A 20,938-nucleotide genomic window follows, 5' to 3' on the forward strand; every position below is an offset into this window, starting at 1 on the left:
CCGCGGATCAGCGGCGGACCTTGCGGGTGGCCCGCAGCCACTCCTTGTTCATCGCGGTGATCGACGGCAGCGGAATGCCCTTGGGGCAGGCCGTGGCGCATTCACCGGTGAGGGTGCAGCCGCCGAAGCCCTCGTCGTCCATGGTCGCCACCATGTCGAGGACACGGGTCTCGCGTTCGGGTGCACCCTGCGGAAGGACGTTGAGGTGGTTGATCTTCGCCGAGGTGAAGAGCATCGCCGAGCCGTTCGGGCAGGCTGCCACGCAGGCACCGCACCCGATGCACTCGGCGTGCTCGAAGGCGGAGTCCGCGTCCGGCTTGGGCACCGGGGTGGCGTGCGCGTCCGGCGCCGTGCCGGTGGGCGCGGAGATGTAACCGCCGGCCTGGATGATCCGGTCGAAGGAGGACCGGTCGACGACCAGGTCCTTGACCACGGGGAAGGCCGAGGCCCGCCACGGCTCGATGTCGATGGTGTCGCCGTCGTCGAAGGACCGCATGTGGAGCTGACAGGTGGTGGTCCGCTCCGGTCCGTGGGCGTCGCCGTTGATGACGAGGCTGCAGGCGCCGCAGATTCCCTCGCGGCAGTCGTGGTCGAAGGCGACGGGCTCGTCCCCGCTGAGGATGAGATCCTCGTTGAGGGTGTCGAGCATCTCCAGGAACGACATGTCCTGGGAGATGCCGTCGACTTCGTAGGTGGCCATGGCGCCGGGCGCCTCGGCGTTCTGCTGGCGCCATACGCGCAGGGTGAGCTTCATGCGTAGCTCCGCTGAGTGGGGTGGACGTACTCGAAGACGAGGTCTTCCTTGTGCAGGACGGGGGCGTCGCCGGTGGCGCTGAACTCCCAGGCCGCGGCGTAGGAGAACTCCTCGTCGCGCCGGGCGGCCTCACCGTCCGGGGTCTGGGACTCCTCACGGAAGTGGCCGCCGCAGGACTCGGCCCGGTGCAGCGCGTCGAGGCACATCAGCTCGGCGAGCTCCAGGTAGTCCACGACGCGGTTGGCCTTCTCCAGCGACTGGTTGAACTGCTCGCCGGTGCCGGGCACCTTGACGCGGCGCCAGAACTCCTCGCGGATCTCCGGGATCCTGTCGAGGGCCTTGCGCAGCCCTGCCTCGGTCCGGGCCATTCCGCAGAACTCCCACATGAGTTCGCCGATCTCGCGGTGGAAGGAGTCGGGGGTACGGTCCCCGTCGACCGCGAGGAGCAGGTTGAGCCGGTCCTCGGTCTCGGCGACGGCCTCGGTGACGGCGGGGTGGCCGGCGTCGATCTCCTCGGCGTGGGGGTTGCGGGCCAGGTAGTCGTTGATCGTGGACGGCAGGACGAAGTAGCCGTCCGCGAGTCCCTGCATCAGCGCCGAGGCCCCGAGCCGGTTGGCGCCGTGGTCGGAGAAGTTGGCCTCACCGATCGCGAAGAGGCCGGGAATCGTGGTCTGGAGGTCGTAGTCGACCCAGAGCCCGCCCATCGTGTAGTGGACGGCCGGATAGATCCGCATGGGCGTCTCGTACGGGTTCTCCGCGGTGATGCGGGCGTACATGTCGAAGAGGTTGCCGTACTTCTCCTCGACCTTCTTCCGGCCCATCCGCGCGATGGCTTCCGCGAAGTCGAGGTAGACGCCCTGGCCGCCGGGCCCGACACCCCGCCCCTCGTCGCAGACGTTCTTGGCGGCGCGCGAGGCGATGTCGCGGGGCACGAGGTTGCCGAAGGCCGGGTAGATGCGCTCCAGGTAGTAGTCGCGCTCGTCCTCGGGGATCTCGTTCGCCGGGCGGTCGTCGCCCTTGGCCTTCGGGACCCAGATGCGTCCGTCGTTGCGCAGCGACTCGCTCATGAGCGTCAGCTTCGACTGGTGGTCGCCCGTGCGCGGGATGCACGTGGGGTGGATCTGGGTGAAGCAGGGGTTGGCGAAGTAGGCGCCGCGGCGGTGGGCCCGCCAGATGGCGGTGGCGTTGGAGTTCATGGCGTTCGTCGACAGGTAGAAGACGTTGCCGTAGCCGCCGCTGGCCAGGACGACCGCGTCGGCGAAGTAGGTGTCGATCTTGCCGGTGACGAGGTCGCGGGCCACGATGCCGCGTGCCTTGCCGTCGACGACGATCAGGTCGAGCATCTCCGTACGGGCGTGCAGCTCGACGTTGCCGGCCGCGATCTGCCGGGAGAGCGCCTGGTAGGCGCCGAGGAGGAGCTGCTGCCCCGTCTGGCCGCGGGCGTAGAAGGTGCGGGAGACCTGGACGCCGCCGAAGGAGCGGTTGTCGAGGAGGCCGCCGTACTCACGGGCGAAGGGGACGCCCTGGGCGACGCACTGGTCGATGATCTCCACGGAGATCTCCGCCAGACGGTGGACGTTGGACTCCCTGGCGCGGAAGTCGCCGCCCTTGACGGTGTCGTAGAAGAGCCGGTGCACCGAGTCACCGTCGTTGCGGTAGTTCTTGGCCGCGTTGATACCGCCCTGGGCGGCGACGGAGTGGGCCCGCCTCGGCGAGTCCTGGAAGCAGAACTGGACGACGTGGTAGCCCTGTTCGGCGAGCGTCGCGCCTGCCGAGCCGCCTGCCAGGCCGGTGCCGACGACGATGACGGTGTGCTTGCGGCGGTTGGCCGGGTTCACGAGCTTCGCCTGGAAGCGGCGGGTGTCCCAGCGGTCGGCGACCGGACCGTCGGGCGCCTTGGCGTCGACGACGGGTTCGCCGGTCGTGTAGTTCGTGTAGTCGCGCATGTCAGCTCACCACTCCGGTCATCACGGCGACGGGCACGGAGACGAAACCGGCCGTCAGCACCACTGCGAGGGCATTGGCGAGGGTCTTCAGGACGCGGTCCCTGGTCGCGTTGCCCACCCCCAGGGTCTGTGCCGCACTCCAGAATCCGTGCTGGACGTGCAGGCCGAGGGCGAGCACGGCGACGATGTAGACGACGTTGCCCCACCAGGTCGAGAAGGTGTCGAGCACGTTCTGGTACGGGTGGCCGGACTGGAATCCGCCGGAGTGCACGGTGCCGGTCGTCAGGTCGAGGATGTGCCACACGATGAAGAGCGCGAGGATCACCCCGCCGTAGCGCATGGTGCGCGTGGCATAACTCGCACGCGCCCTTTTGTGCACATAGGCGGTCGGTCGGGCCCGGAGGTCCCGGCGGCTCAGCTGGTATGCGGAGACGGCGTGCAGGACGACGGCCGCGACGAGCACGACGCGGATGATCCAGAGCGCCCACTCGTAATGCAGGAAGGGCTCGCCGAGGGTCCTGAGCCAATGCGCGTAGTGGTTGAACTCGTCGGATCCGAAGAAGATCTTCAGGTTGCCCAGCATGTGGACGACCAGATAACCGAGCATGATCAGGCCGCTCACAGCCATGATCGTCTTCTTGCCGACGGACGAGTCCCAGAGCGTACGCGTCATGGACGGCCGTCGGTCCGCCCGCGTTGCCAATGCCATGGGCACGACGCTAGATCCAAAGGGCACCATCAGTCCAAGACATGAAACCAGTCATGTCCATAGGTGTTTCCTATGGGATGGCTTATGGTCGTCCTCATGCACTTCCAGCAGCTCGCCTATTTCGTCGCGGTGGCCGAGGCCAGGCACTTCACCCGGGCCGCCGAGGACGTGCATGTGTCACAGCCCTCGCTCTCGCAGCAGATCAAGGCCCTGGAGAACGAACTGGGCGCCGAACTCTTCAGCCGGGCCCGGGGAAACATCGCGCTGACCGACGCCGGAGAGGCCCTGCTGCCACTGGCCCGCAGGATTCTCGCGGACGCGGACACCGCGCGGCACGAGGTGCAGGAGCTCGTGCAGCTGCGCCGGGGCCGGATCCGGCTCGGCGCCACCCCGAGTGTCTGCACGGGCCTGCTGCCGGACGTGCTCCGCTCCTTCCACGGCGCCCACCCCGGAATCCAGCTGCTCATCGAGGAGGGGGGGTCCCACGACCTGGTACGGCAACTGGCACGTGGCGCCCTGGACCTCGCGCTGCTCGTCCTGCCGCTGCCCGCCGGCTCACCGGCGCTGACCACGGTGGAGCTGTTGCAGGAGGACCTCGTGGTGGTCTCGCCGGCCTCCCGCCCGGCACCGGGGCGCAGGGGATCGGTGACGGTCGCCGACCTCGAGAACGAACCGCTGGTGATGTTCCGGCACGGCTACGACCTCCGCGAGCTGACGGTCGCCGCCTGCCGCGCGGAAGGTTTCGAGCCCACGTTCACGGTCGAGGGCGGCGAGATGGACGCGGTCCTGGGCTTCGTCCGGGCCGGCCTAGGAATCGCCGTGGTGCCCAGCATGGTCGCCGTCCGGGCGGGCCAGGACCTGCGTACGACACCGCTGGCCACCCCGTCGCTGCGGCGCACGATCGCCCTCGCGCACCGCAGCGACGTCGAACCGCCGCGTGCGGCCCGCGAGTTGCAGCGGATGCTGCTGGGGTCAAAACCGCACGTCGCACCCACGGCCGCCGACGGGGCGCACCCGGCCGGCGGCTGAGGGACGAACCCGTCAGACCGCGTCGGCCAGGAGCAGCGCGTGGATCGCGTCCGGGGCGCCCGGACGCGCGTAGTACCAGCCCTGGGCGGTGTCGCAGCCGAGCTGTCGCAGCTGCTCCGCCTGGGCCCGGGTCTCGACACCCTCGACCGTGACGGCGAGGTCCAGGCTGTGCGCGAGGGAGACGATGCCCTCGACGATCTTCAGGTCGACGGGATCGGCGGGATGGTGCTGCATGCCCTGGGTGAAGGAACGGTCCAGTTTCAGCACGCTCACCGGCAGACGGCGCAGGTTCGCCAGGTTCGAGTAACCGGTGCCGAAGTCGTCCAGCGCGATGTCGACACCCATCTCGGCCAGCTGGCGCAGCGGCTTGAGCAGATCGTCGTCGGCACCGATCAGCGCGGACTCGGTGACCTCCAGGCAGAGGGCACCCGGCTCCAGGCCCGAGCGCTCCAGGACGTCCACGGTCTCGGCGACCAGCCGGGGATGGTGCAGCTGCGTCGGTGAGAGGTTGACGTTGATGCGCAGGGGGCCGCCGTCGGTGTGACGTTCCTGCCAGAAGTTCGCCTGCCGTACGGACTCCTCCAGCACCCAGCGGCCGAGCGGCACGATCAGCCCGGTGTGCTCGGCGAGCGGGATGAACCGGTCCGGGCCGAGCACCCCGTGCTGGGGATGGCACCACCGGACCAGCGCCTCCGCACCGTGCACGCTTCCGTCACCGAGGTGCACCAGCGGCTGGTACTCGATGAAGAACTCGCCGCGGTCGAGCGCCGTGGGCAGGGCTGTGGTGAGCCCGTGCCGGGTGATGGCGCGGGCGTCGGCCTCGGCGTCGGCGAGCGCGAAGCGGTTTCCGCCCGCCGCCTTGGCCCGGTACATCGTGATGTCGGCGCTCCGCAGCACCTCCGCCGCGGAGCGTTCGCCCGACGGACCCTCGACCACGCCGACGGATCCCCGTACCGTCAGCTCCCGGCCGTCGAGACGGACCGGCGTGGCGAGCGCCGAGAGGATCCGGCCGGCGAGCTCGTGGACCTCGTCCTGGGTGCCCGGTCCGGTCGTGAGGGCGACGAACTCGTCGCCGCCGAGCCGGGCCACCATCTCGCCGGGGGCGGTCGCGCAGCTCTGCAGCCTGTCGGCGACCTCGACCAGGAGCCGGTCCCCGGCAGCGTGGCCCAGGCTGTCGTTGATCGCCTTGAAGCCGTCCAGGTCGAGGTAGCAGAGCCCGAAGCGCATGCCGTCCCTCGGTGCGAGCGCCTTCTCGAGCCGCTCGAAGAACAGCGTGCGGTTGGGCAGACCGGTGAGCGCGTCGTGCGTGGCCTCGTAGCGCAGGCGCAGGTTGAGCAGCCGTCGCTCGGTCGTGTCCTCCATCAGGGCGAGCTGGTACTCGGGCCGGCCCTCGGCGTCCCGCAGCAGGGACACGGTGAGGTTGGTCCACAGCACCGTGCCGTCGTTGCGGTAGTACGGCTTCTCGACGCTGTAGTGCTCGCGCTCGCCACGCACCAGTTCCTCGTAGTACTTCCAGACGTGCGGCGAGTCCTCGGGGTGGACCCACTCGTTCACCTTGTGGCTGCGGACGTGGTTCTCCAGACCGCCGAACATCTTGGTGAGGGTGTCGTTGATCTCCAGGATGTTCCCGTCGAGATCGGCGATGCCGATCCCCACGGCGGCGTCCTTGAAGACCGCGCGGAAGCGTGCCTCGGTGGCGTGCAGGGCCTGCTCGGCGTGCGAGCGGGCCGTGAGGGCCGAGCGGGCGATCGCCTCCTGTTCGGCGAGCGTCCGCTCGCGAAGCGCCTGACTGAAGCCGCCGGCGAGCGCGTGCTGGATGCGCGCGCAGCGTGCCCGGCTGTCCTCCGTCGACAGCTCGACCGGACCGTTGCCGCCGCAGTAGAGCACGAGGTAGGAGTCGACGACGCCGAGCGTGGAACTCAGCGCGTCGGGGTCCGTGCAGTGTGCGGCGACCAGGGAGGCCCCCACACCGTGTGCGGGCGTGGCGTCGAAGACCCGCGCGTGCAGGGCCCGGTCCAGCTCCCGGGCGAGCGGCAGCAGGTGTTCCTCGAACTCCGGCCGGGTCAGGGAGGTGGCCGTGGAGGGGAAGATCGCCCGGCTCCAGATGGTGGCGAATCTCCGTAGGCGGCCTTCTGGGCCGTCGGGTTCCGCGTCCGGCGCGCCGGACGACTGGGCGGGAATGCTCACGCCTTGCGTCCAACCCCGGCGAAGCCCGAGAAGGCGAAGGGGTCCTCCTGCGCACGGGACTCGGGGGACTCGGGGCGCCAGTCGGGCATGGAGACCAGGCCGGGCTCGACCATCTCGAACCCCTCGAAGAAGCGGGCGCCCTCGGCGCGGGTCCGCATGACGAGCGGGTTACGGATGTTGCGGTAGACGCCGACCGTCCCGCCCGCCTCCTCCTGGGAGAGGGGGATTCCCTCGTACGAGGCGTGGGTCAGGACCAGCAGGCTGCCGGGGGCCAGTGCCGCGCTCAGCTCCGCGACCGCGCCGTAGGGATCGTCGGCGTCCTCGATGAAGTGGAGGACCGCGACCAGCAGCAACGCCACCGGCTTGTCGAGATCGAGAAGGCCGTTGATCTCCGGGTTCTCCAGGATCTCCTTGGGCGCGCGGAGATCCGCGGCGACGACGACCGCCCGCTCGTTGCCCTCCAGGACCGCCTGGCTGTGCGCGACCGCGACCGGGTCGTGATCGACGTAGACGATCCGGGATTCCGGGTCGTTGGCCTGGGCGACCTCGTGCACATTGCCGAAGGTCGGGATACCGGAGCCTATGTCCAGGAACTGATGGACGCCCGAAGCGGTGGCGTACTGCACGGCCCGCCGCATGAACGCGCGATTCGCCTGCATGACCTTGGGCAGTCCCGGCATGAACTCCATGGCCTTGCGGGCCGCTTCCCTGTCCACCTCGAAATTGTGCGAACCGCCCAGATAGAAGTCGTACATGCGAGACACGCTCGGCACCGAGATGTCAATGCCCTGCGGTGCCCAGGCGGGACGCTCCATCGATGTCTCCAACAAGTCGCCACGGCGATCCGGCCATGTTCATGGTCAGTGTTGACCAGAGGCTACTGATCGACCGCCAGGAGAGCGAGTGGAAACGGAAATTAGAGATCCGTTATTGGTCACACACCGCAGGCATGTGCGGCCGGTCCGTCGCTGCGCGTGCGCATGCGGCGACGGACCGGCACCGCGGGGTCTTCCGGCGGCTACTTCGGGGCTCCCACGAGCTTCGCCTCGGGCGAGACCGCGTACCATGTGCCCCCGACGCCTTGACCGTTGGTGTCCCCCGGCTTCGCGTCACCGGAGAACGTGTACACCGGCCAGCAGTCGATCGACTGCTGCTTGATGCCGTCGGGCCGGTTGAAGGTGACGAATCCCTTCGTGGTGACTCCGTCGACGTCATTCTTCGACACGGGACTGACCACCGGCCACTTCTTGAGGCACTCACCTGTGCAGGCGGACTTCATCGGCCACGCCGAGTCCTTCTTGAAGCGGTAAACCGTCATACCCCGCTTGTCCACCACGATGTCGCCGAGTTTCGGATCCTTTCGGACCGAAAGTCCCGCGAGATCGGCCGGCTGATCGGCACCCGCTCCGTCCGCGTTGGCCACCGCCTTCTTCCCGTCGGGAGCCGAGACGAACCACGTGCCGCCGACGCCCTGGCCGTTGGTCTCCCCGGGGCCGGTGTCCTTCGCGTAGCGGTACATCGGCCAGCCGCCGACGGTGAGCTGCTTGGTGCCGTCGGCGCGCGTCACCTCCCCGATGAGCTCGGCATCGGTTCCCGCGGCGGCCGTGGCGTTGCCCGCCGAGACCACCGGCCACGTCTTGGCACAGTCGCCCTCGCAATTCGACTTGGGCGGCTCGGCGGTGTCCTTGTCGAAGCGGTAGAGCGTGAAGCCCTCGCTGTCGGTCAGCACCTCGCCGAGCTTCTTGCTGTCCCACACCGCGAGTTGGCCGGCCTCCTTGGGTGCGCTGTCGGCCCCCACATCGGATCCGTAGCCGCCGTCCGAGCCGTATCCGCTGTCGGCCGGCTGCTGGGCGGCCGCGTTGCCCACCGACTGGCCGTTGGGCGACGCGGTGCCCTGCTCCTGACCGCACGCCGTCGTCAGCGCCAACAGGGCCGCCGCGGTCACCGCGAGAGAGGCGTTCCGCCAGGTATTCATGTCGACTCCCGTAGTCCTTCTGCCGTCCGGGACGCGAGTCCGCGCCTTTCGTGGCCCTAGGTACGGGCGGGTGGGGTCCAGGTGTTCAATACCTCACCGAGAAACTTTTGCCGGGCGCAAACGCGAGTCGCCGAATGTCCCCACCATCAGGCGAATCACCTCCGTCGGCCGCGTGTCCGGCGGCTGCGGGGAACATGCTCCCCGGCGTGTACGGATCACGCATATGGCGGCTGACAGCGACCACCCTGCTCGTGCTGCTCGCCGTCCCCCCGCCCGCCTTCGGTGACGACTGCGCGGTGGCCTCCATCGGGCAGGGGGAGGACGGATCGTCCATCGCCGTCTCGGGCGAAGGGCGGTGCACGGCGGTCATCGCCGAGCCCGAACCCGAACCGGCGCCGCCGCCTCCACCCCCACCGCCCCCGCCTCCCCCTCCCCCTCCCCCTCCGCCACCTCCACCCCCGCCGCCACCGCCTCCACCCCCGCCGCCACCTCCGCCCGCACCGGCGCCGGAACCTCCCCCTCCACCCGCGCCACCGCCACCTCCGCCAAAGCCGAAACCCGCACCGCCTCCGCCCAGCGCACGCCCCGCACCGCCGGCACCCGTGGCGCTGCCGACCTACCGCAAGCCACCCCGCAAGACACCCCGGTCCGGACCGTCACTGGTGTCTCTCACCCTTCTGATCACCGCACCGGCCGTGTTCGCCGTGGCCGTGCTGCGCCCCCGCTCGTCCCGCTGACCCAGGAAGGGATCCCATGTCGGAATGGCTTGTTCTGACCATTGCCATGGCGTCGGCGTGTGCCGTCGTCCTGACCATCGCAGTCCTCAGCAACCGCCGGATCGCGGAGGACGACGACCCCTCCGAGACGCCCGACGTCATCGAGTACATGACGATGATGATCGGCGTGGTCTACGCGATCGTCCTCGGCCTCGCCATCGCCGGTGTCTGGGAGGGCCGCAGCGCCGCCCAGGAGTCCGTACGCCTGGAGGCACAGGCCCTGCACGAGGTCAGCGCCCGGTCGGCCGTCTACCCGGCCGAGGTCCGCGACCGTATCCGCAGCGACGTCGACGCCTACGTGGCACATGTCGTGGGTGACGAATGGAGGTACATGACGGATCACGGGGCGCTCACCGAGGAGGGCACCAGGCTCCTCGACCGGGTGCGTGCCGACGTCACCGAGTACAAGCCCCGCACGGACCACGAGGGGCAGGCCTACCAGCCACTGGTGGACCAGGTGGCCGCCGTCGACGACGCCCGGGGGTCGCGGGGGCAGAACGCGGGCGCGACCATGCCGGGGGTCGTCTGGTTCGGCCTGATCACGGGAGCCCTGGTCACGGTCGGACTGATCTTCACGCTCCAGATCCGCAGAACCTTCCGCGAACTGCTGCTGGCCGGCCTCTTCAGCGTCCTCATCGCCTTCCTGCTCTTCCTGATCTGGGACTTCGACGCCCCCTTCGGCCGGGGCATCTCGGCGACGACCGCCCCGTTCGTCGACCTGTTCCCCCGCGCCACGGGCGGATAGGTACGCATCGGGCCCCACCGGTCCCCCGGCCCGGTCCGCCGGCCGGGGGACAAGGCTGCCCCATTCGCCTGACCCCGATCGCGGGTGATATGCGGCGCTTCTACCGTTTCGGCAATCGAGGTGCATTTCTCATACCTCGCGGAAACCCGTTCCGCGGCTGCCCCTCGGGACCCGGAGGATTCACCATGCGCGCGATACGTGTCGCACCCGTCGCCCTGCTGGGCGCCGCCGCCTTCCTGTCGATGGCACCTGCCGCATCGGCCCATTCGCTCACCGGCGGCACGTCCACCTCGTTCACTCCCACCATCACCCCCTCGACGGTCGCCCCGGGAGGCTCGGTCACCCTCGGCGCCGTAGGCTGCACCAGTGACGCGACCGCGTTCTCGGGTGTGTTCGACACGACGACCATCCCGCGGGGCAGGTCGGCGACCGCCACGGTCGACCGGGAGGCCAGGAGCGGTGCTGTCTACGAGGTGACCTTCCGCTGCGGCACGACCACCCGGTCGGCGAACCTGACGATTTCGGGCTCGACCAGCGCCCCCACGACCTCGCCCACCACCAGCTCCACCGCCTCTCCCAACGGGGTGCTGGGTGGCCTCGGTGGCAGCGTCGACACCATGGACCCCGCGGAGATCGCCGCCGGGTCGGCTCTGGTGGCGTCGGCTGCGGCCGGCGCGCTCCATGTCCTGCGCAAGCGGCGCACCGGCCGTCAGCACTGACGGCACGGCACTCTTCCCCGCATACGACAGTCGCCCCGGGTCCTGGTCCAGGACTCGGGGCGACGGGCGTATCGGGCCGGGCAGGAGGTTCGACGCGTCAGATCGCCGCATTGCTCATCCGGCGACGGACGACGAAGACGGCACCACCCAGGGCTGCCGCGGCGACGAGTCCGCCGCCCACCTGCATCTCGACCGAGCTGGGACCCATCGAACCACCGAGGCCGCCCTGCGCGCCGCGGGACGGGAGCACGGTGAAGCGGGCCGTGGCGACCGAGTCGTTCTGGTCACCGCGGTTGCCGGAGTCGTTGCCGCGGTCGCCGCGGTCGCTGCCGTTGCCGTTGCCGTTGCCCCGGTCGTTGCCGCGGTCGTTGCCGTTGCCGCCGTCACCCCCGTTGCCGCCGTTGCCCCCACCGAAGTTGTTGTCACTGTTGTTGCACCGCACCGACAGGCTGTACTGCCCCGGCGTCGCGTCGTTGCGGATGTGTGCCGTGGCGTAACCGACCCGGCCCGGGGAGAGGTTCACCGTCGGGAAGGCGTTCGACCACACCTTGCCCCCGGAACGGCCGCAGCCCTCCGCGCTGACCTGCATCGTGGCGCCCTGGTGGACCGAGGACGGGTTGACGGTGACGTTGGTCGGGAAGTTGCTCGGGTTGCTGCCCGGGCCGCCGCCGGCGGCGGCCAGCGGGGCTGCCAGCCCGACCGCCGCGAAGGCGGTCGCGGTCACCGCGAGAGCGCGTGAAGCACGCATCGTTGAACCTCCAGCGGGAAGCGCGCCCCGGAGTCCTGATTCTCCGGGATCTGTCGAAGAGAACGCATCCCATGACGAACCCTCACCACATGCCGCGAGCCACGCACGTCGGCGCTGGTCCACGTCGGCAGCCGACACGCCGCGGGATGTACCCGAAATCTGACGGACCCGCAGGTCACGGACTGTCAGAACTTTTATGCGCTCATTACTCCGAAGAGAAGACGGTGCGGTGGGCCCCACCCGTTCGCCCTTCTCCGATAGCCGCCCCGAATGCCCCCGCCTAGCGTGGCGATGTCGCGACGAAGGGAGAACCATGGGCCGGGACCAGTGGGGCGGGGAGCGGATCAGGTACACACCGTGGGGCGCGATCGCCCTGGTGATGCTCACCGGGCTCGCGCTGATGCGCAACGGCGCCGAGACCTCACCCGGACCACCGCAACCCGCCGCCGCGGCCTCGGTGGCCGGCCCGCGGGACACGCCTCCGTCCGGCCCGGCCGACGGCGAGCCGGTGCAGCCCCTGGCGTACGCCCCGGCCGAGCGCGTACAGATCCCCTCGATCCAGGTCGACGCCCCGATCGTGGACGTCAGTCTGGACCCCGCCGGCTGGATCGAGGCACCGCCCGCCCAGGACCCCAACCTCGTCGGCTGGTACCAGAACGGCATCGCACCCGGCCAGCGTGGAACCTCCGTCCTGGTCGGCCACGTGGACAACCTGGCGGGCCCCGCCGTCTTCTACGGACTCGGCTCGCTCGGCAAGGGGCAGCACATCGAGGTGTCCCGTTACGACAACCGCACCGCGGTGTTCGAGATCTACGGCGTCGAGGTGTTCGCCAAGAACGACTTCCCGGGCCCCCGGGTGTACGGCGACACCGGGCACGCCGAGCTGCGCGTCATCACGTGCGGCGGAGGCTACACCAAGGCCAACGGATACGACGGCAACGTGGTGGTGTTCGCCCGGCTCGTCGAGACGCGCTGACAGGTGCCCGGGTGCTCACCCCGCCCGGGCCCGCCCCAGGGCCCCGAGTCCGCCCCGGGGCGGTGGCGGACACGCGGCACGCCCCGCCGCCGTACTCCCCCGCACTCAGACCCGCCGCGGGACCGTCGGGCGATACCCCCTCTCGATGAGCGCGGGCAGGTACCGCCGCAGGGCCGCGACGCTCTGGGACCGGTTGCCGCCCGCGTCGTGCGAGAGGACCACCACGCCCGGCGCCGCGCCCTTCTTGACCCTGCGCACGATGGTGTCGGTACCCGGCTCGGTCCAGTCCAGGGTGTCGACCGTCCACGCCATCGGCTCCATGCCCATCGAGGCGCCGATCTCGAATGAGTTGCGGTTCCACGCGCCGTAGGGGGCCCGGTACCAGAGCGGCGGTGCGCCGAGTGTCTTCTCGATCACCTCGCTCGTGCTGCCCAGTTCCTTGCGGATGCCGGCCCTCGAGAGCTTCGGGATCAGCGGGTGGGACCAGCTGTGGTTTCCGACCACGTGGCCGTCGTCGGCCATTTCGCGGAGCAGATCCCGGTTGTCGGCCGCCATCTCTCCGCACAGGAAGAACATCGCGCGGACGTCGTACCGGCGCAGGACGGCCAGGATGTCCGGGGTGTACCGCGGGTCGGGGCCGTCGTCGAAGCTGAGGACCATGGCGTCGTCCCCCAGTTCGGGCAGCTCCTCGAACGGCCGGGTGCGGATGGGCGGCGGGGCGGGCCGGAAGCGGGACGGGGTGCTCGCGGTCATGGGCCGCAGCCGGTAGTCACCCGGACCCGCCTGGGCACTGGCCGGAGGCCCCGCCGCCGGGGCCGGCGGCGGCTCGCCGCCCGGGCGCGCGGGGGTGCCCGCCGGATCCGCCGCGATCATGTGCACGGCCGTGGTGGCGCCCAGGGCGAGGCCAAGACGCAGCAGGGTGCGACGGTCCGCTGAAATCTGATCATGCTTCATGAACAACTGCTCGCACGGAGTTGCGCCCGCACCACTCGCCGACACATGGGATGTCACGTTTTGCACCCGATGGATGCAGTGCACACGCGGTGGCTCCGGCGGGCCGCGCCCCCGGTGGAGGCGGCGGCGGCGCGCGCGAGGGCAGCGGCTACCCTCGGGGCCGTGAAAGAGCAGCATGAAGACCGTTTCGAGCGCGGCACGGACGGCCCCAAGGTGATCGTCGCGGGCCTCGACGGTTCCGAGTCCTCGATGCGGGCCGCCGCGTATGCCGCGGGCCTGGCACGTCGGCAGAACGCGATGCTCGCACTCGTCTACGTCCAGCCGGTGATGGCGGCCGGCGCCGCCCTAGGAGCGCCGGTCGGCGACGCCACCGGGGAGGTCGCGGAGGGACTGGTGCACGAGATCAGAAGCGCGACCGAGCGGCTCAAGGACATATGGAGCGTCCGCTGGGAGTTCCACACGTTCCGTGGTGATCCGTACAACGGACTGGTCACGGCGGCCGACGAACTGAAGGCGGACGCCGTGGTGGTGGGCGCGTCGGAGTCCGCCGGGCACCGCTTCGTCGGTTCCGTCGCGGTGCGCCTGGTGAAGGCCGGGCGCTGGCCGGTCACCGTGGTGCCTTAGCGGCTCCTCCGGCCGGCAGGGCCCGTCTCCGCCCGCAGATCAGCGTCCTTCGACGAGTCCGTCCTGGCCGGCGCCGCGACTGAGCACGACGCGCTCGATGCGGTCGTGGATCCCGGGCAGGTCAGCGCCTCCCGGACCCGCCTCGACCGACGCCGGGGCGAGGCCGACGATCCGGCCCGCCGCCGGGTCGAACCACTGCGGTACGAATTCGGCCTTGCTCACGGTCCAGCGCTCCCCGGGTTTCGCCGGCGGCGCGAAGGTGAAGCGGCCCATGGAACTCTCCCCGGCCCGCGGGTCCTGAGCCCCGTCGTGATCGGCCGTGGGACCGGCGATCTGGTTGCCCGTGCCGTAGACGATCCAGGTGCCGTTGACCTTCTCGTACGCCTGCGGGACGTGAGCGGTGCCGACGATCAGGTCGATGTCGGGACGCCTGCCGGTGGCGGAGGCCGTCAGTTCGCGGCCGAGGGTGCGCTGGGCGCCGTCGGGTGCGTCCTGCCACTCGGTGCCCCAGTGCAGGGAGACGACCACCACGTCCGCACCGGCCTCACGGGCCTTCCTCGCGTCCGCGACGATGCGCGCCCTGTCGATCAGACCGACCGCCCACGGCTGTCCTGCCGGCATCTGGGCACCTGAGGTGCCATAGGTGTAGGCGAGATGGGCGACCTTCGCCGCATCCTTGCCCTTGCCCGCTCCGAGCAGGGCGGGGCGGGACGCCTCCGCCGCCGAACGGGCTGAGCCGGTATGGGCGACGCCTGCCTCGTCCAGGGCGTCGAGCGTCCGTCCGATACCCCTGGCGCCGTCGTCCAGGCTGTGGTCGGACGCGGTGGAGCACGAGTCGAAGCCTGTGGCGCGCAGTGCCGTCGCGACCTCGGGCGGCGACATGAAGGCGGGAGCGCCCGTGTACGGGCCTCCCTGCTGTCCGTACACCGTCTCCATGTGACAGATGGCCAGATCCGCCTTCGAGACGGCCCGGGCCGCACCCTTCAGCATCGGGCGGAAGTCGTATCCCTGTCCGTCGGCGTCCTGTGCCGCCCGGTCGATGAGCGGGGTGTCCGGCAGGATGCCCCCGGCGGCCAGCAGCGTGAAGGCACCTCCCCCGCCACCGCCCGCACCGTTCGCGCCGTGCACGGCGGTGAGATGACGGCCCGCGAAGCCGGGGGGCGATGAGGGCGGGCCGGAGCAGGCCGTCGCCGTGGCGAGCAGGCCGGCGACGGCGATCGCCGCACTCGGTCGGATGCGCTTCGTCATCAGCACGACTCCCAGGTCGGACAGTTTCAGCCACCCGACTACACATATATCCATACCGCCGAGTCAAGGACAAAAATGACGAAGTACCTGAATCGGCCGTATCGGAGTCGGGTGACCGTTCACCGCACCATTCGCCGCTCCGTGCGACCGCTCGGCGCACGCCTCGGTGCACCGCCTGTTCCCCCGCGCCTTGATGCGTTCGTATACGCCAGGCGGGAGCGAGGCGTCAGGGGCCTCTTCGGGAAAGGACGTTCACCATGATCACCGCGACGACAGATGAACGGGCCCTCGCCCGGATGCAGCGCGAACACGGCCCCGCACTCCTCCACTTCCTGCTGGGGCTGACGTTCGGTGACCGGCAGCGGGCCGAGGACCTGCTGCAGGAGACGCTCGTACGCGCCTGGCAGCACCCCGAAGCGTTCGACGCCCCCTACGAGTCGATGCGGCCGTGGCTGTTCACCGTCGCACGGCGCCTGGCCATCGACGCGAGGCGGTCCCGCCAGGCGCGGCCGGCCGAGGTCAGTGACGTGGTCCTCGAGACGGCGCCCGCCCGCGACAACACCGCTGAGGCCGCGGCCCGCTCGCTGGACGTCCGTGAAGCCGTCCGGACTCTGAGCCCGGAGCACCGGGCGGTGCTGGTGCAGATCTACTTCCGCGGGCTCAGCGTGGGCGAGACGGCGCTGGCACTCGGGATACCGGCCGGCACCGTGAAGTCCCGTTCGTACTACGCGCTGCGCGTCCTGTCGCGCAACCTTCCCGGCTACTCGAGCAGGTCCTCCTCGTCCGCCAGCCCCAGCAGGGACGCCGCCTCCGCGACCTCCACATAGGCGGCCGCGCACGCGGCGCACCTCTGGAGGTGCGCGGCGACCGGAGCGCTCTCGCCGGCGGCCAGGGCATCGAGCACGTAGGCGCCCAGCGACTGCCGTACGTGCGGGTCGTCGCCGCGGTCGGCGGTCATCACACCTCGAATCTCCCGACGGATCCTGCCCTTCTGCCCACGCGGGGCACGCGCCCCCGGTTCAATGCTGCGTGTGGCCGGTGCCGAGTAGACGAAAGAGGCGAGACGGGATGCGTCCCGATTACTGCGACGAAACCGGCGGGGGCGGGCTGCCGGTCCCGATGGCATGGATGTACTCCGAGTACATCGCCGACGAACTGCTCGTGACCGGTGACCTCATGGAGCCGACCACCCTGGAGTTCCGGGCGGGGCGCGACGCGCTCGCCCTCACGATCTTCCTCTCCGACGGGGCGGCTGCCGAGGAACTGCCCGCCGTGCGGGTGGACGAGCTGCGGCTGCTCACCGCGTACGGCGCGGCGTGGCGCAGATGGGTCTGCGCCCGGCTGGAGGCTCTGGAGCGGCCCACCCCCGCCGACGGGCGGACCGATCCCGACCTGGTGATGGCGCGGGCGGCCTGGCGGTGGCTGGAGGAGACCGAACTGCTGGCCGCGGACCTCGACGCCATCGGTCCGCAGCAGTGGGAGCCGCTGGGCACCGAGGACGGCGAGGCGCAGGTCTGGACGCCGGCGTGGCAGCTCGGGCTGCCCCTCGGTCATCTGGCCGTCCACCTGTACTGAGACACCGGAAGCGCGCGGGGGTGGCCGCGGGCGGATCACGAACCGTGCACTCCCGCACGGTACTTGGGGATCCGCAGCGTGATCCGCATCCCCGCGCCGACGCCCGTCTCGATGACGAGCCCGTAGTCGTCGCCGTACACCTGACGCAGCCGCTCGTCCACGTTGAGCAGGCCGACACCGCTGGAGGTGCCGCCCTCGCCCCGCAGGATCTGCCTCAGGCGCTCGGGATCCATCCCCGTCCCGTCGTCCTCGATGACCACCTCGGCCTCCGCACCGGCGTCCAGCGCACTGATCGTGATGCGGATCGGAGCGTCTCCGCCCCGGATCGTGCCGGGTGCCCGCAGGTGGGTGACGGCCCCCTCCAGACCGTGCTTGACCGCGTTCTCCACCAGGGGCTGGAGGCACAGGAACGGCAGCGCGACGGGGAGGACCTCGGGGGCGACCTGGAGGGTGACGGACAGCCGCTCGCCGAATCGGGCCCGGACCAGCGCGAGGTACTGGTCGATGGAGTGCAGTTCGTCGGCGAGGGTGGTGAAGTCACCGTGCCGGCGGAACGAATAGCGGGTGAAGTCGGCGAACTCCAGCAGGAGTTCACGCGCCTGCTCGGGATCGGTTCGGACGAACGAGGCGATGGCCGCGAGGGAGTTGAAGATGAAGTGCGGGGAGATCTGGGCCCGCAGCGCCTTGATCTCCGCCTCGATGAGCTGCGTGCGGGACCGGTCGAGCTCGGCGAGTTCCAGCTGTACGCACACCCAGCGGGCCACCTCTCCCGCGGCTCTGGCGAGCACCGCCGACTCGCGGGGCGCGTAGGCCACGAGGGTGCCGAGGACACGGTGATCGACCGTCAGGGGCACGGCGACGGCCCAGCGCAGCGGGCAGTCGACGTCACCGCAGTCGGTGTGGAAGGCGGTGTCGCGGCCGCTGGCCAGCAGGCCCTCGACGTGGTGCATCACGTCCTTGCCGTGGTGCTCACCCTCTCCGTCCCACACGAGCACCCGGTCGCGGTCGGTCAGGCAGAGGGCGTCCGTGCCCAGCAGCGAGCGCAGCCCCCGCGCGGAGCGGCGCGCGCTCTCCTCCGTGAGCCCGGCGCGCAGCGGGGGCGCGGCGAGAGAGGCGGTGTGCAGGGTCTCGAAGGTGGCGTGTTCGACGGGTGTGCCCACGTCGCTGGTGCGCACGGGGCGGGCGGTGCGCCCGAGCAGGAATCCAGTGCCGAACAGCAGCAGGGCCAGCACCGCGATGGCGGCGACCCCTGCCCCGGTCACCGGCCGCGCCCCGACGTGAGCGCCTCCGGCAGGTGGAAGCGGGTCATGGCGGCGTTGGTGCCCGGCGGTATGCGGCCCGGGGTGGCGAGGGAGACCAGGACCATGGCGAGGAAGCCGACCGGTACGGACCACACGGCCGGCCAGGCCAGCAGGGCGTGCGGCCAGCCCGGCGGGCGCACCGCCCCGCTGACGGTGATGGCCACGGAGAGCAGGGCGGAGCCGCCCCCGAGCAGCAGTCCGGCGATGGCGCCGGGCGGGGTGAGGCGGCGCCACCAGATGCCGAGGACGAGCAACGGGCAGAAGGAGGATGCGGAGACCGCGAAGGCCATGCCCACCGCGTCGGCGACGGGCACGCGGCTGACCAGCAGCGAGCCCGCCAGCGGGACCGCGATGGCCAGGACGGTGGCCAGCCGGAAGTGCCGTACCCCCCGGGAGGGCAGGACGTCCTGGGTGATCACACCGGCGACGGCCATGGTGAGCCCGGAGGCCGTGGACAGGAACGCCGCGAACGCCCCGCCCGCCAGGAGCGCGCCGAGCAGATCGCCGCCGAGGCCGCCGATGACCCGGGCGGGCAGCAGCAGCACCGCGGCGTCGGCGTCACCGCCGTGCATGAGCTCGGGCGCGTACAGCCGCCCCAGGGCCCCGTAGACGGGGGGCAGCAGGTAGAACAGGCCGACCAGGGCGAGGACGGCGACGGTGGTGCGGCGGGCGTCGCGGCCGTTGGGGCTGGTGTAGAAGCGGACGACGACGTGGGGCAGCCCCATCGTGCCGAGGAAGGTCGCCACGATCAGCCCGTACGTCGCGTAGAGCGGATGGTCGGCCCGGAAGACGGAGATCTGTTCGTCGAAGGTCACACGGGGGCGGCCGTCGCCCTGCCAGGCGATGACGAGGAAGATCGCGGGCACCAGGAGCGCGGTGAGCTTCAGCCAGTACTGGAAGACCTGGACGAACGTGATCGACCGCATCCCCCCGGCCGCGACGGCGATCACGACGACGGAGGCGACGAGTACGTCGCCGAGCCAGCCGGGCGCGCCCGTGAGGGTCTTCAGGGTGAGCCCGGCGCCCTGGAGCTGCGGCACCAGGTACACCCAGCCCGCACCCACGACGAACACGCTCACCAGCCGGCGGACCTGCCGCGATTCGAGCCGCCCCTCCGCGAAGTCGGGGAGGGTGTACGCCCCCGAGCGGCGCAGTGGCGCCGCGACGAAGACCAGCAGGACCAGATAACCGGCGGTGTACCCGACCGGGTACCAGAGCATGTCGGGGCCGTGCACGAGGACCAGGCCCGCGATACCGAGGAAGGACGCGGCGGAGAGGTACTCACCGCTGATCGCCGCGGCGTTGAGGCGCGGCCGCACGGTGCGCGAGGCGACGTAGAAGTCGGAGGTCGTGCGGGAGATCCGCAGCCCGAAGCCGCCCACGAGGACGGTGGCCAGGACGACGAGGGCGACAGCGGCCACCGCTGCCGGATGCCCCGGGGTGCTCACGGTGCGGGGCGTCCTTCCACGAGCCGGGCGAAGTCGCGCTCGTTGCGTTCCGCCCTGCGGACGTACCACCAGCCGGCCAGGGTGAGGGGCGGGTAGGTGGCGAATCCGAGCACCGCCCAGACGACGGTGTTGCTGTGCAGCGCCTCGAAGACGAGCGGCAGTGTGCCGGCGACGAGCGCGAGCACGGCGAAGGCGGTCAGTCCGGCCCGCAGTTGGCTGCGCATCAGCGAACGCACGTAGGCGCCGCCGAGCGCCGTCTGCTCGTCGATCTCCGACTGTGCGCGGTAGCGGGGCAGCGGACGCACCCGCCGGGGCTCGCCCGTGACCACCTCGCGCCGGGGCGTGCTCTCTGCGGACATGGGCCCGGAGTGTAGGCGGCGCGGGGGCCGGCTGGGAAGGGGCCGGGGTCGGGTAGGCCCAGGTCAGCGGCCGGTCTGCCGCATCAGGAGGTCCCGCAGGGCCCTGGTGTGCCGACGGCTGACGGCGAGTTCGGCCGCCCCGATGCGGACGCTCATGCTGCCCGCGTCGAGCCGGAGTTCGTCGATGCGGTTCAGCGCCACGAGGTGGCGACGGTGGATGCGGACGAATCCCCGGGAGCGCCAGCGTTCCTCGAGGGTGGTGAGCGGTATGCGGACGAGGTGGCTGCCGGTGGCGGTGTGCAGACGGGCGTAGTCGCCCTGCGCCTCGGCGTACGCGATGTCGTCGACGGGCACGAAGCGGATGACTCCCCCGAGTTCCACCGCGACCTGGCCGGCCGCGGTGTCGTGGACGGGGGCGGTGCGTTCGCCGACCTGTTCGGCGACGCGGCGTACGGCTTCGGCCAGGCGCTCGCGGCGGACCGGCTTGAGGACGTAGTCGACCGCCTTGAGGTCGAAGGCGTGCACGGCGAAGCCCTCGTGCGCGGTGACGAAGACGATCAGCGGAGGTGCGGCGAAACCGGCCAGGAGCTGGGCCACGTCGAGTCCGGTCAGGCCCGCCATGTGGATGTCGAGGAACACGACGTCGATCGCCGAGGGATCGTCCGGTCCGGCGTCGACGGCTCCGCCGATGCGGCGCAGCGCCTCGGTCGCGCCGGTGGCGCCCTCGGCGCTGCGGATGCGGGGGTCGGCGCGCAGGAGGTAGAGGAGCTCTTCCAGGGCGGGTTCTTCGTCGTCGACGGCGAGTACGCGCAGCATGAGGCCGGAGTTTAGGGCCTCTTGTACGAATCGCGCCGCGCTCGCACCC

21 protein-coding genes are annotated in these 20,938 nt (G+C 70.8%); 7 read left to right on the forward strand and 14 right to left on the reverse strand.

Going from position 1 to position 20,938, the window contains the following annotated elements:
• Window positions 1-7 precede the first annotated feature (7 nt).
• The 3 genes from OG206_RS03390 to OG206_RS03400 are packed head-to-tail and all read right to left on the reverse strand — an operon-like array spanning window position 8 to window position 3,409.
• Complete coding sequence (locus OG206_RS03390) at window positions 8-754, reverse strand: succinate dehydrogenase/fumarate reductase iron-sulfur subunit (RefSeq protein ID WP_327112004.1); 747 nt, start codon at window positions 752-754, stop codon at window positions 8-10.
• Window positions 751-2,700, reverse strand: coding sequence for a fumarate reductase/succinate dehydrogenase flavoprotein subunit (locus OG206_RS03395; RefSeq protein WP_327112006.1), 1,950 nt, complete (start codon window positions 2,698-2,700; stop codon window positions 751-753). Before OG206_RS03395 ends, OG206_RS03390 begins: the two co-directional genes overlap by 4 nt.
• A 1-nt stretch (window position 2,701) precedes the next feature.
• Entirely contained in the window at window positions 2,702-3,409 is a 708-nt protein-coding gene (locus OG206_RS03400; protein WP_327112008.1) for a succinate dehydrogenase, read from the reverse strand.
• Between the two features lie 96 nt (window positions 3,410-3,505).
• Between OG206_RS03400 and OG206_RS03405 the strand changes: the two genes are divergently transcribed.
• Window positions 3,506-4,438, forward strand: coding sequence for a LysR family transcriptional regulator (locus tag OG206_RS03405; protein ID WP_327122166.1), 933 nt, complete (start codon window positions 3,506-3,508; stop codon window positions 4,436-4,438).
• A 12-nt stretch (window positions 4,439-4,450) separates the two neighbouring features.
• Here the strand turns inward: OG206_RS03405 and OG206_RS03410 are convergent, their stop codons facing one another.
• The 3 genes from OG206_RS03410 to OG206_RS03420 form a co-directional block, all read right to left on the reverse strand.
• Window positions 4,451-6,625 (reverse strand): putative bifunctional diguanylate cyclase/phosphodiesterase, encoded by a 2,175-nt coding sequence (locus OG206_RS03410; RefSeq protein WP_327112010.1) that lies wholly within the window; start codon window positions 6,623-6,625, stop codon window positions 4,451-4,453.
• The gene (locus tag OG206_RS03415) at window positions 6,622-7,440 is read right to left on the reverse strand and encodes an SAM-dependent methyltransferase (RefSeq protein ID WP_327112012.1); all 819 of its coding nucleotides are present in this window, start codon (window positions 7,438-7,440) and stop codon (window positions 6,622-6,624) included. Before OG206_RS03415 ends, OG206_RS03410 begins: the two co-directional genes overlap by 4 nt.
• A gap of 203 nt (window positions 7,441-7,643) precedes the next feature.
• Entirely contained in the window at window positions 7,644-8,600 is a 957-nt protein-coding gene (locus OG206_RS03420) for an SCO0930 family lipoprotein (protein WP_327112014.1), read from the reverse strand.
• A gap of 753 nt (window positions 8,601-9,353) precedes the next feature.
• On the opposite strand from OG206_RS03420, the gene OG206_RS03425 reads away from it, so the two are divergent.
• Both OG206_RS03425 and OG206_RS03430 read left to right on the forward strand, forming a co-directional pair.
• Window positions 9,354-10,121, forward strand: a complete 768-nt coding sequence (locus tag OG206_RS03425; protein WP_327112016.1) for a bestrophin-like domain — start codon at window positions 9,354-9,356, stop codon at window positions 10,119-10,121.
• Between the two features lie 185 nt (window positions 10,122-10,306).
• The gene (locus OG206_RS03430) at window positions 10,307-10,840 is read left to right on the forward strand and encodes a hypothetical protein (protein WP_327112018.1); all 534 of its coding nucleotides are present in this window, start codon (window positions 10,307-10,309) and stop codon (window positions 10,838-10,840) included.
• Window positions 10,841-10,937: 97 nt separating this feature from the next.
• Here the strand turns inward: OG206_RS03430 and OG206_RS03435 are convergent, their stop codons facing one another.
• Window positions 10,938-11,588, reverse strand: a complete 651-nt coding sequence (locus OG206_RS03435) for a hypothetical protein (RefSeq protein ID WP_327112020.1) — start codon at window positions 11,586-11,588, stop codon at window positions 10,938-10,940.
• 313 nt (window positions 11,589-11,901) lie between these two features.
• Between OG206_RS03435 and OG206_RS03440 the strand changes: the two genes are divergently transcribed.
• Window positions 11,902-12,564 carry a class F sortase gene (locus OG206_RS03440; RefSeq protein WP_327112022.1) on the forward strand — a complete coding sequence of 221 codons (663 nt, stop codon included), beginning with the start codon at window positions 11,902-11,904 and terminating at the stop codon, window positions 12,562-12,564.
• 105 nt (window positions 12,565-12,669) lie between these two features.
• Here OG206_RS03440 and OG206_RS03445 read toward each other — a convergent pair whose 3' ends face one another.
• Window positions 12,670-13,518 (reverse strand): polysaccharide deacetylase family protein, encoded by an 849-nt coding sequence (locus OG206_RS03445; protein ID WP_327112024.1) that lies wholly within the window; start codon window positions 13,516-13,518, stop codon window positions 12,670-12,672.
• A gap of 162 nt (window positions 13,519-13,680) precedes the next feature.
• Between OG206_RS03445 and OG206_RS03450 the strand changes: the two genes are divergently transcribed.
• Window positions 13,681-14,142 carry a universal stress protein gene (locus OG206_RS03450; RefSeq protein ID WP_442805790.1) on the forward strand — a complete coding sequence of 154 codons (462 nt, stop codon included), beginning with the start codon at window positions 13,681-13,683 and terminating at the stop codon, window positions 14,140-14,142.
• Window positions 14,143-14,181: 39 nt separating this feature from the next.
• Here the strand turns inward: OG206_RS03450 and OG206_RS03455 are convergent, their stop codons facing one another.
• Window positions 14,182-15,390 (reverse strand): CapA family protein, encoded by a 1,209-nt coding sequence (locus OG206_RS03455; RefSeq protein WP_327122168.1) that lies wholly within the window; start codon window positions 15,388-15,390, stop codon window positions 14,182-14,184.
• Between the two features lie 257 nt (window positions 15,391-15,647).
• Here OG206_RS03455 and OG206_RS03460 point away from each other — a divergent pair, with 257 nt between their 5' ends.
• Complete coding sequence (locus OG206_RS03460; RefSeq protein WP_327112026.1) at window positions 15,648-16,217, forward strand: sigma-70 family RNA polymerase sigma factor; 570 nt, start codon at window positions 15,648-15,650, stop codon at window positions 16,215-16,217.
• On the opposite strand, the gene OG206_RS03465 is transcribed toward OG206_RS03460, so the two are convergent.
• Window positions 16,151-16,348, reverse strand: coding sequence for a zf-HC2 domain-containing protein (locus tag OG206_RS03465; RefSeq protein WP_327112028.1), 198 nt, complete (start codon window positions 16,346-16,348; stop codon window positions 16,151-16,153). The two genes, OG206_RS03460 and OG206_RS03465, sit on opposite strands and share 67 nt — an antisense overlap.
• Window positions 16,349-16,458: 110 nt before the next feature.
• On the opposite strand from OG206_RS03465, the gene OG206_RS03470 reads away from it, so the two are divergent.
• Entirely contained in the window at window positions 16,459-16,965 is a 507-nt protein-coding gene (locus OG206_RS03470) for a hypothetical protein (RefSeq protein ID WP_327112030.1), read from the forward strand.
• Window positions 16,966-17,000: 35 nt separating this feature from the next.
• Here the strand turns inward: OG206_RS03470 and OG206_RS03475 are convergent, their stop codons facing one another.
• The 4 genes from OG206_RS03475 to OG206_RS03490 form a co-directional block, all read right to left on the reverse strand.
• A complete protein-coding gene (locus OG206_RS03475; protein ID WP_327112032.1) occupies window positions 17,001-18,227 on the reverse strand; it encodes a sensor histidine kinase in 1,227 nt (408 codons plus the stop codon).
• A complete protein-coding gene (locus OG206_RS03480) occupies window positions 18,224-19,714 on the reverse strand; it encodes a sodium/solute symporter (protein WP_327112034.1) in 1,491 nt (496 codons plus the stop codon). Before OG206_RS03480 ends, OG206_RS03475 begins: the two co-directional genes overlap by 4 nt.
• Complete coding sequence (locus OG206_RS03485) at window positions 19,711-20,073, reverse strand: hypothetical protein (protein WP_327112036.1); 363 nt, start codon at window positions 20,071-20,073, stop codon at window positions 19,711-19,713. Before OG206_RS03485 ends, OG206_RS03480 begins: the two co-directional genes overlap by 4 nt.
• Window positions 20,074-20,136: 63 nt before the next feature.
• On the reverse strand, window positions 20,137-20,889 hold the full coding sequence (locus OG206_RS03490; protein WP_327112038.1) for a LytR/AlgR family response regulator transcription factor: 753 nt from the start codon (window positions 20,887-20,889) through the stop codon (window positions 20,137-20,139).
• Window positions 20,890-20,938: the final 49 nt, after the last annotated feature.

Source organism: Streptomyces sp. NBC_01341 (assembly GCF_035946055.1).
Classification (GTDB): Bacteria; Actinomycetota; Actinomycetes; order Streptomycetales; family Streptomycetaceae; genus Streptomyces.